Here is a 13,706-nt window from a genome sequence, read left to right on the forward strand (position 1 = left end):
CGGCCGGTGAGCGGCAGGATGGGCCGGGGTCGGGGTCGGGAAGCGTTCGGGGGAACGGGGACCATGACGGAGACAGGTTCGGCGGGGGTGCCGCGGGTGACGGGCCAGGGGGCGGGCCGCCGGGCCACCCGGTTGCTGCATCGGGCGCGGGAGGCGCGGCTGGCGGGCGAGCCGTCCGGTGTGGTGCCCCGGGCGGAGATCGACGCCTCCTGGGACCGGGTGGTGCGCAGCGGAATCGACCCCGACCAGTCGCCGGAGAGCGAGCTGCTGGAGGCGGACGAGATCGAGCACCGGCGGCGCAGCACGGCGCTCGGTGAACTGATGCCGTTGCTGCGGGCGGGACTGGCCTCGATCGCGGACGCCGCGCAGCAGATCATGGTGGTGACCGACACCGAGGGCCGGGTGCTGTGGCGGCAGGGCAACACGGGGGTGCTGCGCCGGGCCCACGACATCTGCCTGGAGGAGGGCGCGGCCTGGGCCGAGGCGGCGACCGGGACGAACGCGATCGGGACGGCGCTGGCCGCCCGGGTCCCCATCCAGGTGCACTCCGCCGAGCACTTCATCCGGGCGCTGCACGGCTGGACCTGTGCGGCGGCCCCGGTGCGGGATCCGCGCGACGGGCGGCTGATCGGGATCGTCGACATCAGCGGTCCCGCGTCCACGTTCCATCCGGCGACGCTGGCCCTGGTCGACTCGGTGGCCCGGCTCGCCGAGGGCGAGATCCGCACCCGGCACCTGGCGGAGATCGAGCGGCTGCGCGCGGTGGCCGCGCCGATCCTGTGCCGGATCGGCGGGCGGGCGCTGGCGGTGGACGTGCACGGGCGGCTGGCGGCGGTGACCGGCATGCCTCCGGTGGACCGGCTGCCGCTGCCGAAGTCGTTGCGGCCGGGTCCGGTGTGGCTGCCCTCGCTCGGCATGTGCCGGGTCGAGCCGCTGCCGGGCGGCTGGCTGGTGCAGGTGGACGACGTCGGGACGGTGCGGGGGGCGCCGCGCCGGGTGGTGCTGGACCTGAGCCGGCCCCGGGCGCTCGCCGTGCATCTGACCGGGCCGCTGGGCAGCGTGAAGCAGCGGCTCTCGCCGCGCCACGCGGAGCTGCTGTACGCGCTGGCGGTGCACCGGCAGGGGCGGACGGCCTCGGAGCTGGCGCGGGACATCTTCGGGGACGCGACCCGGACGGTGACGGTCCGCGCCGAGATCTCCCGGCTGCGGCGTCATCTGGCGGAGGTCCTGGCCCACCGCCCGTACCGCTTCGGGGACGGGGTGGAGGTGGAGGTGATCCGTCCGGAGCACGACGCGGATCTGCTGCCGCACTCGCTGGCGCCGGTGGTGGCGGAGGCCCGCGGGGCGGCGCGGGCCACCTGAAGGGGGCGCTGTGCGCCGGTGTGCGGCTCCATGGTTTTCTGGCCGTCATGAGCGACATCCCGCAGCCCGCAGCGCCGACCACCGAGGTGACCGTCTGGTCCCTGGAACAGACCTCGCCCGCCGACCTCCGCCCGGCGCGCGCACCGGAGGGCGATGTCCGCATCGTCCGGTCCGAGGTTCCGCTGCCGGAGTTCAGCCGCTTCCTCTACTCCGCGGTGGGCGGGGACATCCGGTGGACCGACCGGCTGAGCCTGACGTACGCCCAGTGGCAGGAGGTCCTGGAGCGGCCCGGCGCGGAGACCTGGGTGGCGTACGAGAAAGGGACGCCGGCCGGGTACGTCGAGCTGAACCCGCAGGACGACGGCGTGGTCGAGATCATGTACTTCGGGCTGATCCCCGCGTTCCGGGGGCGGCGGATCGGCGGTCATCTCCTCAGCTACGGCGTGGCGCGCGCCTGGGACCTGGCGGAGCGCTGGCCCGAGCGGCCCGTGACGAAGCGGGTGTGGCTGCACACCTGCTCCAAGGACGGGCCGCACGCCATGGACAACTACCTGCGCCGCGGCTTCCGGCTCTTCGACACGAAGACCGAGGTGGAGCCGGAGGTGGCGACGCCCGGTCCGTGGCCCGGGGCGTACGCCTCCTGATCGTCGGTGTTCCCCTGGGGGCGGTGGAGTGACCGCCCCCTCTTCGCACTCCCTCTCCGGGCCCTGTGCGGGCGATTTGTCGGTAATGTCGATGAGGCACTCCGTGACCGGCACCACATCGTCCCACCCTTCGAGACCCAGCCGTCCACATAGCGGATAGTGGTGGACTGCCCCGAGATGTGCGTGACACGCTTCCGTCATGCCTGGAACTGGAATTGCCTTGGTGAGTCGACGCCACGTCGACCTCGGCCGCATGTCCAGCGCCATCTGTCCGGCGAGCTGAGAGACCCAGCACCGCCGCTCTTCGTCTTCCCTCTGAACCGCCTGCGCACCGCCGCGCCTCAGCGCGAGTGTGCCGCTCAGAGCCGCCCTCCCGCAGTCCCGAAGGACGTATTGTCATGGCCGCCACCCCGGAACAGCCTGCGACCACCACGCCCCGCCGCAAGGCCGGACGCCACCGTGGCGAGGGTCAGTGGGCCGTGGGCCACCACACCCCGCTCAACGGGAACGAGCAGTTCAAGAAGGACGACGACGGTCTCAACGTACGGACACGTATTGAGACGATCTACTCCAAGCGCGGCTTCGACTCCATCGACCCGAACGACCTGCGCGGACGCATGCGCTGGTGGGGGCTGTACACCCAGCGCAAGCCCGGCATCGACGGCGGCAAGACGGCCGTGCTGGAGCCGGAGGAGCTGGACGACAAGTACTTCATGCTGCGGGTCCGGATCGACGGGGGCCGGCTGACCACGCAGCAGCTGCGGGTGGTCGGGGAGATCTCGCAGGAGTTCGCGCGCGGGACCGCCGACCTCACCGACCGGCAGAACGTGCAGTACCACTGGATCCGCATCGAGGACGTGCCGGAGATCTGGCGGCGGCTCGAAGAGGTGGGCCTGTCCACCACCGAGGCCTGCGGTGACACGCCCCGCGTGATCCTCGGCTCCCCCGTCGCGGGCATCGCCGAGAACGAGATCATCGACGGCACCCCCGCGATCGACGAGATCCAGCGCCGGTTCATCGGCAACCCCGACTTCTCCAACCTGCCCCGCAAGTTCAAGTCCGCCGTCTCCGGCTCCCCGCACCTGGACGTGGCGCACGAGATCAACGACGTCGCCTTCGTCGGTGTGAACCACCCGGAGCACGGCCCCGGCTTCGACCTCTGGGTCGGCGGCGGCCTCTCCACCAACCCCAAGCTCGGGGTGCGGCTCGGCGCCTGGGTGCCGCTGGACGAGGTGCCGGACGTGTACGGCGGGGTCATCGGGATCTTCCGCGACTACGGCTACCGGCGGCTGCGCACCCGCGCCCGGCTGAAGTTCCTGGTCGCGGACTGGGGCGCGGAGAAGTTCCGCCAGATCCTGGAGGACGAGTACCTCAAACGGAAGCTGGTCGACGGGCCCGCGCCCGAGCAGCCCGCCCAGACCTGGCGCGACCACCTCGGGGTGCACCGGCAGAAGGACGGCCGCTTCTACGTCGGCTTCGCCGCGCGGGTGGGCCGGGTCGACGGCTCGACGCTCACCAAGATCGCCGACCTGGCGGACGCGCACGGCTCCGGCCGGGTGCGGACCACCGCCGAGCAGAAGATGATCGTGCTGGACGTGGCCGAGGAGCAGGTCGACTCCCTGGTCGCCGGTCTGGAGGCGCTGGATCTCAAGGTCACCCCGTCCCCGTTCCGGCGCGGCACGATGGCCTGCACCGGCATCGAGTTCTGCAAGCTGGCGATCGTCGAGACGAAGGCGCGCGGTGCTTCCCTGATCGACGAACTGGAGCGCCGCATCCCGGAGTTCGACCAGCCGATCACCATCAACATCAACGGCTGCCCGAACGCCTGCGCCCGCATCCAGGTCGCGGACATCGGTCTCAAGGGCCAGCTGATGCTGGACGAGAACGGCGAGCAGGTCGAGGGCTACCAGGTGCACCTCGGCGGGGCGCTGGGCCTGGAGGCCGGGTTCGGCCGCAAGGTCCGCGGTCTGAAGGTCACCTCGGCCGAACTGCCGGACTACGTCGAGCGGGTGCTCGGCAAGTTCCAGGAGGAGCGCGAGGACGGCGAGCGCTTCGCGACCTGGGCGGCGCGCGCCAGTGCGGAGTCGCTGTCATGAGCGAACGAGCCGCCCCGTTCTACTGCCCGTACTGCGGCGACGAGGACCTGCGCCCCAACGAGACCGGTCACGGCGCCTGGGAATGTGCTTCCTGCAACCGTGCGTTCCAGCTGAAGTTCCTGGGTCTGCTGACCCGGGGCGTTCAGCGCAACGACGGTGAAGGGGACGCGATATGACGGACACTCTGCTGAGCGGAGAGCTGACCGACGATGAGCTTCGGGAGCTGGCCGAGCGGGCCGGACGGGAGCTGGAGGACGCCTCCGCCACCGAGATCCTGAAGTGGGCGACCGACACCTTCGGGCCGCGCTTCTGCGTCACCTCCTCGATGGAGGACGCCGTGGTCGCGCATCTGGCGTCGCGGGTGCTGCCGGGCGTGGACGTGGTCTTCCTGGACACGGGCTACCACTTCCCGGAGACCATCGGCACCCGGGACGCGGTGGACGCGGTGATGGACGTCAACGTCATCACGATCACCCCGCGGCAGACCGTCGCCGAGCAGGACGCGGAGTACGGCGAGAAGCTGCACGACCGGGACCCCGACCTGTGCTGCGCGCTGCGCAAGGTGAAGCCGTTGGAGGACGGCCTGACCACGTACGCCGCGTGGGCGACGGGGCTGCGCCGTGACGAGTCGCCGACCCGGGCGAACACCCCGGTCGTCGGCTGGGACGCCAAGCGCCGAAAGGTGAAGGTCTCCCCCATCGCCCGCTGGACCCAGGACGACGTGGACGCCTACGTCGCCGAGCACGGCGTGCTCACCAACCCGCTGCTGATGGACGGTTACGCCTCCGTCGGCTGCGCGCCCTGCACCCGCCGGGTGCTGGAGGGCGAGGACGCACGGGCCGGCCGCTGGGCCGGACGGGGCAAGACCGAATGCGGGCTGCACGGCTGATGACGACTGATCAGGAGACTTCGATGAGCGTGACGGAGACGGGGGCCACGATCTGGCTCACCGGTCTGCCGAGCGCGGGCAAGACCACCATCGCGTACGAGCTGGCGGGCCGGCTGCGGACCGAGGGCCACAAGGTGGAGGTGCTCGACGGCGACGAGATCCGCGAGTTCCTCTCCGCGGGCCTCGGATTCTCCCGCGAGGACCGGCACACCAACGTGGCCCGGATCGGCTTCGTCGCCGAACTCCTCGCGGCCAACGGCGTGAAGGTGCTGGTCCCCGTCATCGCCCCGTTCGCCGACAGCCGCGAGGCCGTCCGCAAGCGGCACGCCACCGAGTCCACCACCTACCTGGAGGTGCACGTCGCGACCCCCGTCGAGGTGTGCTCCGTACGCGATGTGAAGGGCCTTTACGCCAAGCAGGCGGCCGGCGAGATCAGCGGGCTCACCGGGGTCGACGACCCCTACGAGGCCCCCGAATCGCCCGACCTGCGGATCGAGTCGCACCAGCAGACCGTGCAGGAGTCAGCGGCGGCGCTTCACGCGCTGCTCACCGAGAGGGGCCTGGCGTGAGTGCCGTCACCACCACCGTGTCCGAGGGCACAGCGAACCCGTACGCGCTCAGCCACCTGGACTCCCTGGAGTCCGAGGCGGTCCACATCTTCCGCGAGGTGGCGGGTGAGTTCGAGCGGCCGGTGATCCTGTTCTCCGGCGGCAAGGACTCCATCGTGATGCTGCACCTGGCGCTCAAGGCGTTCGCGCCCGCGCCGGTGCCGTTCACGCTGCTGCACGTGGACACCGGGCACAACTTCCCCGAGGTCCTCGACTACCGCGACCGTACGGTCAAGAAGCACGGGCTGCGGCTGCACGTCGCCTCCGTGCAGGAGTACATCGACGCCGGGAAGCTCCGCGAGCGCCCCGACGGCACCCGCAATCCGCTCCAGACCGTGCCGCTGACCGAGGCCATCCAGCAGCACCGCTTCGACGCGGTGTTCGGCGGCGGTCGGCGCGACGAGGAGAAGGCTCGCGCCAAGGAGCGGGTGTTCTCGCTGCGCGACGAGTTCTCCCAGTGGGACCCGCGCCGCCAGCGCCCCGAGCTGTGGCAGCTGTACAACGGCCGGCACGCCCCCGGGGAGCACGTCCGGGTCTTCCCGATCTCCAACTGGACCGAGCTGGACGTCTGGCAGTACATCGCGCGCGAGGGGATCGAGCTGCCGGAGATCTACTTCGCCCACGAGCGCGAGGTGTTCAACCGCAACGGCATGTGGCTGACGGCGGGGCACTGGGGCGGGCCGAAGGAGCACGAGGCCACCGAGACCCGGCTCGTGCGCTACCGCACGGTCGGCGACATGTCCTGCACCGGGGCCGTCGACTCCGACGCCACCACGTTGGACGCCGTGATCACCGAGATCGCCGCCTCCCGGCTCACCGAGCGGGGCGCGACCCGCGCCGACGACAAGATGTCCGAGGCCGCGATGGAAGACCGCAAGCGCGAGGGGTACTTCTAAATGACCACCACAGCTGAGCAGTTGAGCGCCACCACCCTGCTGCGCTTCGCCACCGCCGGGTCCGTCGACGACGGCAAGTCCACCCTGGTGGGCCGGCTGCTGCACGACTCCAAGTCGGTCCTCACCGACCAGCTGGAGGCCGTCGAGCAGGCGTCGCTCAACCGCGGGCAGGAGGCGCCGGACCTGGCGCTGCTGACCGACGGGCTGCGCGCCGAGCGCGAGCAGGGCATCACCATCGACGTCGCCTACCGCTACTTCGCCACCACCCGGCGGCGGTTCATCCTCGCCGACACCCCGGGCCATGTGCAGTACACCCGGAACATGGTGACGGGTGCCTCCACCGCCGAGCTGGCCGTGGTGCTGGTCGACGCCCGCAACGGGGTCGTCGAGCAGACCCGCCGGCACGCCGCCGTCGCCGCCCTGCTGCGCGTCCCGCACGTGGTGCTGGCGGTCAACAAGATGGACCTGGTCGACTACGCGGAGCCCGTGTTCGCCGCGATAGCCGAGGAGTTCACCGCGTACGCCGCCTCCCTCGGCGTCCCGGAGATCACCGCGATCCCGATCTCGGCGCTGGCCGGGGACAACGTCGTGGAGCCGTCCGCGCACATGGACTGGTACGGCGGGCCGACCGTCCTGGAGCACCTGGAGACGGTGCCGGTCAGCCACGACCTCACCGCCTGCCACGCGCGTTTCCCCGTGCAGTACGTGATCCGCCCGCAGTCCGCCGAGCACCCCGACTACCGGGGGTACGCCGGTCAGATCGCCGCCGGGGTGTTCCGGGTCGGCGAGTCCGTCTCCGTACTCCCCTCGGGGCGTACGACGACGATCACCGGTATCGACACGCTCGGCGAGAGCGTCGACATCGCGTGGGCCCCGCAGTCGGTGACGCTCCGGCTGGCCGACGACATCGACATCTCGCGCGGCGACCTGATCGCCCCCGCCGACGACGCCCCGCCGGTCACCCAGGACGTCGAGGCGACCGTCTGCCACGTCGCGGACCAGCCGCTCTCGGTGGGCCAGCGGGTGCTGCTCAAGCACACCACCCGCACGGTCAAGGCGATCGTCAAGGACATCCCGTCCCGGCTCACCCTGGACGACCTCTCCCAGCACCCGGCGCCCGGGCAGCTGGTCGCCAACGACATCGGGCGGGTCGTCGTGCGCACCGCCGAGCCGCTCGCGCTCGACGCGTACGAGGACTCCCGGCGCACCGGCTCGTTCCTGCTGATCGACCCGGCGGACGGGACGACGCTGAGCGCCGGAATGGCGGGCGCCGCGTTCGCCGCCGCCGCCGAGGCCGTCGTGACGGCCGACGACGACGCCGAATGGGACTTCTGATGGCCACCGATTTCTTCTCCTCCTTCGCGAAGGAGGGCGGCCGGGTGGGCAGCGGCGCCCTCGGCAGCGGCCAGGGCGGGGTCGGGCGATGTGCGTGATGACGTACGCGCACCGCTCGCGCGCCCCGCACCCGTACCGCCGCAGACCTGCCGACCTTCCGGTCCCACCCCCCTGACCAGACAGCGGGGTGAGATCGGGCCAACGAGAGGAAAACCTCCCGTGCCTGCCCCCCGTCCCACCGTTCGTCGCGGCCTCGCCGCCGTCGCCGCCCTGCCGCTGCTCGCTCTGGCGGCCACCGCCTGCGGCTACGGTTCCCAGGCGAAGGACGACGACGCCAAGACGAACGTCTCCGCCACAGGGAAGAAGCTCTCCTCCGACACCGTGAGGATCGGGTACTTCCCGAACCTCACGCACGCCACCGCCCTGGTCGGTATCCACGAAGGCACCATCCAGAAGGAACTGGGCGGCACCAAGGTCGAGTCGACGACCTTCAACGCGGGTCCGTCCGAGATCGAGGCGCTGAACGCCGGTTCCATCGACATCGGCTTCATCGGCCCCTCCCCCTCCATCAACGGGTACAGCAAGTCCCAGGGCAAGGGGCTGCGGATCATCGCCGGTTCGGCCTCGGGCGGGGTGAAACTGGTCGTCAACCCGGACAGGATCAAGACCCTGGACGACCTCAAGGGCAAGAAGATCGCCACCCCTCAGCTCGGCAACACCCAGGACGTGGCCTTCCTCAACTGGATCTCCGAGAAGGGCTGGAAGGTCGACGCCCAGAGCGGCAAGGGCGATGTCTCCGTGGTCCGCTCGGACAACAAGGTGACCCCGGACGCCTACAAGTCCGGTGACCTGGACGGGGCTTGGGTGCCGGAGCCGACGGCCTCCAAGCTGGTCTCCGAGGGTGCGAAGGTGCTCCTCGACGAGAAGGACCTGTGGCCGGACAAGAAGTTCGTGATCACGAACATCATCGTGTCGCAGAAGTTCCTGGACGAGCACCCGGACGTGGTCGAGGCGGTGCTGAAGGGTTCGGTGTCCACCAACAAGTGGATCAACGCCAACCCGGACGAGGCCAAGGCGTCCGCCAACAGGGCGCTGGAGAAGCTGAGCGGCAAGCCGCTGCCCCAGGAGATCCTCGACCCGGCGTGGGAGTCCATCGAGATCACCGATGACCCGCTGGCCGAGACGCTCAAGACGCAGGCCGGCCACTCGGTCAAGTCCGGCCTGCTCAAGGAGCCGAACCTCCAGGGCATCTACGACCTGGGCCCGCTGAACAAGATCCTCAAGGCCGAGGGCCTGCCCGAGGTCGCCGACGCCGGTCTCGGCGTCAAGTAGCCCGCCCATCCGCAGCAGGACGTAAGGATTCCCAGGAGGTGACGACCATGGCGACCCCTACCCTCACCAAGGCCGAGGACCGTACGACGGTCGAGCACACGGCCCGTCTCGCCAACGTCTCGAAGTCCTTCGCCGGACCCACGGGGCAGCAGCTCGTGCTGGACGACATCACCCTCGATGTCGCTCCGGGTGAGTTCGTCACCCTCCTGGGAGCGTCCGGGTGCGGAAAGTCGACGCTGCTCAATCTGGTGGCCGGACTCGACCGCCCGTCGAAGGGGTCCATCGAGACCCCCGGCGGGCGGCCGGCCCTGATGTTCCAGGAACATGCCCTCTTCCCGTGGCTGACCGCGGGCAAGAACGTCGAACTGGCCCTGCGGCTGCGCGGGGTGCCGAAGTCGGAGCGCCGCACCGAGGCGGAGCGGCTGCTCGAACTGGTCCGGCTCGGCGGGGCGTACGGCAAGCGGGTGCACGAGCTGTCCGGCGGTATGCGCCAGCGGGTGGCGATGGCCCGGGCGCTCGCGCAGGACAGCCAGCTGCTGCTGATGGACGAGCCGTTCGCGGCGCTGGACGCCATCACCCGCGATGTGCTGCACGACGAGCTGACCCGGATCTGGGCGGAGACGAACGCCTCGGTCCTCTTCGTCACCCACAACGTGCGTGAGGCCGTACGGCTCGCGCAGCGCGTCGTGCTGCTCTCGTCCCGGCCGGGCCGGATCGCCCGGGAGTGGACGGTCGACATCGAGCAGCCGCGCCGCATCGAGGACACCGCCGTGGCGGAGCTGTCCGTCGAGATCACCGAAGAACTGCGTGGGGAGATCCGCCGACATGGCCAGCACTGACATCACGTCCGACCGGAAGCGGCCGGACAGGGCGGCCGCCGGACCGGTCGGCAAGAAGCCCGACGACCTGGCGGGCCTGGAGGCCGGCCTCGACGCGCTCGACGCCGTGCAGATCCGCCGCACCCCCGTACGCGAGGTGTTCCTGCAGAAGGTGCTGCCGCCGGTCGTGGCGGTGGCGCTGGTCCTGGTGGTCTGGGAGCTGCTGGTCCGCGCCCAGGTGACGGAGATCTACAAGCTGCCGCCGCCGTCCGCGGTGTGGGACAGCGCGCGCGAGATGTGGCTGGCGGGCACGCTGCTGGAGGTCGTCTGGACCAGCGTCTCGCGCGGTCTGCTCGGCTTCCTGCTCGCGGTCGCCATCGGTACGCCGCTGGGGCTGCTGGTGGCCCGGGTGAAGCTGGTCCGGGCCGCGATCGGTCCGATCCTGTCCGGGCTCCAGTCGCTGCCCTCGGTGGCGTGGGTGGCCCCGGCGGTGATCTGGCTCGGGCTGAACGACCAGATGATGTTCGCGGTGATCCTGCTGGGCGCGGTGCCCTCGATCGCCAACGGTCTGGTCTCCGGCGTCGACCAGGTGCCGCCGCTGTTCCTCCGGGCGGGCCGCACGCTGGGCGCGACCGGGCTGCGCGGGACCTGGCACATCGTGCTCCCGGCAGCGCTGCCCGGTTATCTGGCGGGCCTCAAGCAGGGCTGGGCGTTCTCCTGGCGCTCCCTGATGGCCGCCGAGATCATCGCCTCGTCGCCCGAACTGGGCCTGGGTCTTGGTCAGTTGCTGGAAAACGGCCGCAGCAACTTCGACATGCCCGGGATCTTCCTGTCGATCCTGCTCATCCTGTTCGTCGGCATCGCCATCGACCTGCTCATCTTCAGTCCGCTGGAGCGGTGGGTGCTGCGCAGCCGCGGTCTCCTCGTCAAGAACTGAGCCTTCCCATGACGCATCCCACTCTCCTCGTCATCGCCCACGGCAGCCGCGACCCGCGGCACGCCGCGACCGTGCACGCGCTCACCGAGCGGGTCCGCGCCGAGCGGCCGGGACTGCGGGTGGAGACGGCGTTCCTGGAGTTCAACGCCCCGTCCGTCAACCGGGTGCTGGAGCGCCTGGCAGCACAGGGGGCGGACGAGATCGTCGCCCTCCCCCTCCTCCTGACCCGAGCGTTCCACGCCAAGACCGACATCCCCTCGGTCCTGCGCGAGGCCCGCGCCCGGCTGCCGAGGCTGCACATTCGGCAGGCCGACGTCCTCGGCCCGTCCCCGCTGCTGGGCGCCACCCTGGGGCGGCGGCTGCGGGAGGCCGGGGTCCGTACCGGCGACCTCCCCCGGACCGGGCTCGTCCTGGCCTCGGCGGGATCCACAGACCCGGAGGCGATCGCAGTGATCGCTGAAATCGCGCGGGAGCTGCGGCACACCGGTTGGTGCGCCGTGCGGCCTGCGTTCGCCTCCGCACTCCTTCCCCGTACCGAGGACGCGGTACGGGCCCTGCGCGCCGAGGGCGTGGACCGGGTGGCGGTGGCCCCGTATGTCATCGCACCCGGCCGACTCCCCGACCGCATCGCGGCGGGCGCCGAGGCGGCCGGTGCGGACGTCCTGGCCGATGTCCTGGGCCCCGCCCCGGAGTTGGCACGGCTGCTGCTGAACCGCTTCGACGAGGCGCGGGTGCGGGTGGGGGCGTCGCTGTCGGCCTGAGGGCCCGGGGAGGGCGGAGCGGCTATCGGCCGATCAGTCCGGCGACCGCGCAGACGACGGCCCCGAGGGCCATGGCGTCCGCGCCCACCGACCCAGGTGAACCGCCGCTCCACCGCCGCGTAGCGCGGGGACGCCTTGCGGCACCGGGGCGAGCCCGACCGGGCCGAACGCGCTCGGGGCGACTTCGATCGGGCCATCCGGACGTGGGCTTCCATGGCATCGGCACAGACGCCGGAGAAGTCGTAGAACAGGTCCCACGAAGACCAGGACACGGAGGCTGTCGAAGAGACCGGCCGCCTCCGCGCCGCGCGGGATCGTGTTCAGGACCGGACCGAACCAGACCGTGCCGTCGACGTGGATCGTCGGTGTGCCCACGGACGCGCCCTGTTCCGGGTCCTTGCCCGCGTCGTGGTGGCGGGCGACCTCGTCGTCATACGCCGTGGAGTGCGCGGCCTCCGCCAGGGCGGCGGGCAGGTCCAGTTCGGCCAGGGAGGCGGCGATCACGGCGTCGAAGTCCTCCTCCTCCTTGTGCGCTGGTGGATTTCCAGGCGAACGGGCAGGCGGGGTCGAAGAAGAAGTCGACGGTGGTGCGGGCGGCGGGACCGATGGCGGGGTGCTGTGTGCTCATGCGCCTCGGCCCAGACAGCGAGTGGCACGGACTCACGGGCCAATCCGGGGCCGGTGCGGTGGGCCAATTCCCGTACGCCTCCCGGGTGGGGAACGGCCGAACAGGCGCCGTTGACGGGCAACGGGCCGCATGTCAGCGTCGGTTCGCGCGGAACGACCGTGCGCGGTCCCGCCGGCAGGGCGGGCGACCGGGAGGGGAACCATCATGAGAAGACGCGGGTCCACGACGATTCCGGCGTTGGCGCTGGCGCTGTCCGGGGCGATGCTCGCCGCCGGGGCGGCCGCACCGGCCCTGGCCGCCGGCAACGGGCACACCGGCACACCGCCGGTCGCCGAGGCGTTCCGGCTCCAGGCCGATCCGACGCCCGAGGAGCAGGAGCGTCTGAGGGAGATCGCAGGCGCCATCTGGACGCCCCAGCTGGCCGCCGGCTGGAACATGAACGCCGAGGTCGCCGGCGTACTCTCGCAGGCCACCGACCAGATCCTGCGGTGTTCCGAGGCGTTCGCGCTGGTGCCCCGGCCGCCGGGCTTCGTGCCGGGCCTCGGCTACCTCGTCCAGTACTGGAAGAACCTGCGCGACTACTTCCTCGTGGTGAAGGACAACCGCACCTACCGCGCCTGCGTGGTCGCGACGGCCGCCAACTACCGTTCCGTCATCGAGATGGCGTCGGCGGGCATCTGAGCCCGCAGCGGGCGGGCCGCCGTAGGGGCGGATACGGTGCGGCGGCCCGTCGGCCGAGAGTCTTGGCGGACTCCTCGGACTCCGGCTCAGGGGTGTGGTGGCGGCCGACGCGATGACGTGGTCCGCGTACCGGCAGGCCTGGTTGAGGTCGTGGAGGACCATGACCGGGGTGCCCTGGACGACGGCCATGGCGATCCAGGCGCGCCGGCGCCGGCCGCCGGAGAGTTCGAGCGCCGCTGGGTCCGACGAGCGGCAGCCGAGCGGTGCGGCACAGCCCTGGACGATCTGCGGGGCGGCAAACGCGGCCGGCAGCGGTAGCAGCCAGCGGTGGTCGGGGCCAAAGGACTTGAAGCGGGGCACGCCCATCTTGGCGCCCTTGCGGGTGCCCTTCAGCGAGGCGAAGAAGTTCTTGTAGGCGGCCTCGGCGTCCCGCAAGGACTGCTGGAGGACAACCGCGGAGACCTCGCTCAGCCAGGAGCGCTCGATGGTCCCTTCGCCTCGGTAATCAGCGTCTTCGACAGCTCGCCGGCTGTCGGGAAGGGTTTGCCCTCCTGGCGTGCACTCTCGCGGGTGCGCACGGCGTCGTGAACACGACGCGAGCGCACCCGAACCCTTTGGCCGGCGCACCGCGCCGGCGGTAGTCCGGGTACAGACGGAATCCGTACCTGAGCTGCTGCGCGCAACGCCATGTATCTGAGTCATGAACGAGACGCAGAAGA

Annotated in this window: 14 protein-coding genes and 2 pseudogenes; 14 read left to right on the forward strand and 2 right to left on the reverse strand. The window is 71.1% G+C overall.

Annotated elements, in window-relative coordinates:
- Positions 1-63 precede the first annotated feature (63 nt).
- From D3105_RS03940 to D3105_RS04000, 13 genes are all read left to right on the forward strand, one after another.
- A complete protein-coding gene (locus D3105_RS03940) occupies positions 64-1,362 on the forward strand; it encodes a GAF domain-containing protein (RefSeq protein WP_118900027.1) in 1,299 nt (432 codons plus the stop codon).
- Positions 1,363-1,409: 47 nt separating this feature from the next.
- Positions 1,410-2,006: a GNAT family N-acetyltransferase gene (locus D3105_RS03945; protein WP_118900030.1), complete on the forward strand. Its 597-nt coding sequence runs from the start codon at positions 1,410-1,412 to the stop codon at positions 2,004-2,006.
- A 199-nt stretch (positions 2,007-2,205) separates the two neighbouring features.
- Positions 2,206-2,289, forward strand: coding sequence for a putative leader peptide (locus tag D3105_RS35845; protein WP_310739661.1), 84 nt, complete (start codon positions 2,206-2,208; stop codon positions 2,287-2,289).
- A 115-nt stretch (positions 2,290-2,404) separates the two neighbouring features.
- Positions 2,405-4,102, forward strand: coding sequence for a nitrite/sulfite reductase (locus D3105_RS03950; protein ID WP_118900032.1), 1,698 nt, complete (start codon positions 2,405-2,407; stop codon positions 4,100-4,102).
- The gene (locus D3105_RS03955; protein ID WP_010059284.1) at positions 4,099-4,278 is read left to right on the forward strand and encodes a hypothetical protein; all 180 of its coding nucleotides are present in this window, start codon (positions 4,099-4,101) and stop codon (positions 4,276-4,278) included. The genes D3105_RS03950 and D3105_RS03955 overlap by 4 nt, the downstream gene beginning before the upstream one ends.
- Positions 4,275-4,991 (forward strand): phosphoadenylyl-sulfate reductase, encoded by a 717-nt coding sequence (locus D3105_RS03960; RefSeq protein ID WP_118900035.1) that lies wholly within the window; start codon positions 4,275-4,277, stop codon positions 4,989-4,991. The genes D3105_RS03955 and D3105_RS03960 overlap by 4 nt, the downstream gene beginning before the upstream one ends.
- A 23-nt stretch (positions 4,992-5,014) precedes the next feature.
- Positions 5,015-5,560: an adenylyl-sulfate kinase gene (gene cysC / locus D3105_RS03965; RefSeq protein ID WP_030585060.1), complete on the forward strand. Its 546-nt coding sequence runs from the start codon at positions 5,015-5,017 to the stop codon at positions 5,558-5,560.
- A complete protein-coding gene (cysD, locus tag D3105_RS03970) occupies positions 5,557-6,495 on the forward strand; it encodes a sulfate adenylyltransferase subunit CysD (RefSeq protein ID WP_118900037.1) in 939 nt (312 codons plus the stop codon). The genes cysC and cysD overlap by 4 nt, the downstream gene beginning before the upstream one ends.
- A complete protein-coding gene (locus D3105_RS03975; RefSeq protein ID WP_118900039.1) occupies positions 6,496-7,830 on the forward strand; it encodes a sulfate adenylyltransferase subunit 1 in 1,335 nt (444 codons plus the stop codon).
- Between the two features lie 219 nt (positions 7,831-8,049).
- Positions 8,050-9,162 carry an aliphatic sulfonate ABC transporter substrate-binding protein gene (locus D3105_RS03985; protein WP_118900041.1) on the forward strand — a complete coding sequence of 371 codons (1,113 nt, stop codon included), beginning with the start codon at positions 8,050-8,052 and terminating at the stop codon, positions 9,160-9,162.
- Between the two features lie 47 nt (positions 9,163-9,209).
- Entirely contained in the window at positions 9,210-10,001 is a 792-nt protein-coding gene (locus D3105_RS03990; RefSeq protein ID WP_118900108.1) for an ABC transporter ATP-binding protein, read from the forward strand.
- Entirely contained in the window at positions 9,988-10,917 is a 930-nt protein-coding gene (locus tag D3105_RS03995; RefSeq protein WP_118900043.1) for an ABC transporter permease, read from the forward strand. Before D3105_RS03990 ends, D3105_RS03995 begins: the two co-directional genes overlap by 14 nt.
- An 8-nt stretch (positions 10,918-10,925) precedes the next feature.
- On the forward strand, positions 10,926-11,678 hold the full coding sequence (locus D3105_RS04000; RefSeq protein ID WP_118900045.1) for a sirohydrochlorin chelatase: 753 nt from the start codon (positions 10,926-10,928) through the stop codon (positions 11,676-11,678).
- A gap of 264 nt (positions 11,679-11,942) precedes the next feature.
- Here D3105_RS04000 and D3105_RS04010 read toward each other — a convergent pair.
- A pseudogene (locus D3105_RS04010) lies at positions 11,943-12,203 on the reverse strand (disulfide bond formation protein DsbA); the annotation flags it as partial.
- A 307-nt stretch (positions 12,204-12,510) separates the two neighbouring features.
- Here D3105_RS04010 and D3105_RS04015 point away from each other — a divergent pair.
- A complete protein-coding gene (locus D3105_RS04015) occupies positions 12,511-12,987 on the forward strand; it encodes a hypothetical protein (protein ID WP_240646794.1) in 477 nt (158 codons plus the stop codon).
- Between the two features lie 108 nt (positions 12,988-13,095).
- Here the strand turns inward: D3105_RS04015 and D3105_RS35960 are convergent.
- A pseudogene (locus tag D3105_RS35960) lies at positions 13,096-13,702 on the reverse strand (helix-turn-helix domain-containing protein); the annotation flags it as partial.
- Positions 13,703-13,706 lie beyond the last annotated feature (4 nt).

It is taken from the genome of Streptomyces globisporus, assembly GCF_003501885.1.
Lineage (GTDB): Bacteria > Actinomycetota > Actinomycetes > Streptomycetales > Streptomycetaceae > Streptomyces > Streptomyces globisporus_D.

What these genes read in the sequence shown, in the direction of transcription:
- D3105_RS03945 (WP_118900030.1), top strand. Translation starts at nt 1,410, where the DNA reads ATGAGCGACATCCCGCAGCCCGCAGCGCCGACCACCGAGGTGACCGTC.
- D3105_RS03950 (WP_118900032.1), top strand. Translation starts at nt 2,405, where the DNA reads ATGGCCGCCACCCCGGAACAGCCTGCGACCACCACGCCCCGCCGCAAG.
- D3105_RS04015 (WP_240646794.1), top strand. Translation starts at nt 12,511, where the DNA reads ATGAGAAGACGCGGGTCCACGACGATTCCGGCGTTGGCGCTGGCGCTG.
- D3105_RS35845 (WP_310739661.1), top strand. Translation starts at nt 2,206, where the DNA reads ATGCCTGGAACTGGAATTGCCTTGGTGAGTCGACGCCACGTCGACCTC.
- D3105_RS03990 (WP_118900108.1), top strand. Translation starts at nt 9,210, where the DNA reads ATGGCGACCCCTACCCTCACCAAGGCCGAGGACCGTACGACGGTCGAG.
- D3105_RS04000 (WP_118900045.1), top strand. Translation starts at nt 10,926, where the DNA reads ATGACGCATCCCACTCTCCTCGTCATCGCCCACGGCAGCCGCGACCCG.
- D3105_RS03975 (WP_118900039.1), top strand. Translation starts at nt 6,496, where the DNA reads ATGACCACCACAGCTGAGCAGTTGAGCGCCACCACCCTGCTGCGCTTC.
- cysC (WP_030585060.1), top strand. Translation starts at nt 5,015, where the DNA reads ATGAGCGTGACGGAGACGGGGGCCACGATCTGGCTCACCGGTCTGCCG.
- D3105_RS03995 (WP_118900043.1), top strand. Translation starts at nt 9,988, where the DNA reads ATGGCCAGCACTGACATCACGTCCGACCGGAAGCGGCCGGACAGGGCG.
- D3105_RS03960 (WP_118900035.1), top strand. Translation starts at nt 4,275, where the DNA reads ATGACGGACACTCTGCTGAGCGGAGAGCTGACCGACGATGAGCTTCGG.
- D3105_RS03955 (WP_010059284.1), top strand. Translation starts at nt 4,099, where the DNA reads ATGAGCGAACGAGCCGCCCCGTTCTACTGCCCGTACTGCGGCGACGAG.
- D3105_RS03940 (WP_118900027.1), top strand. Translation starts at nt 64, where the DNA reads ATGACGGAGACAGGTTCGGCGGGGGTGCCGCGGGTGACGGGCCAGGGG.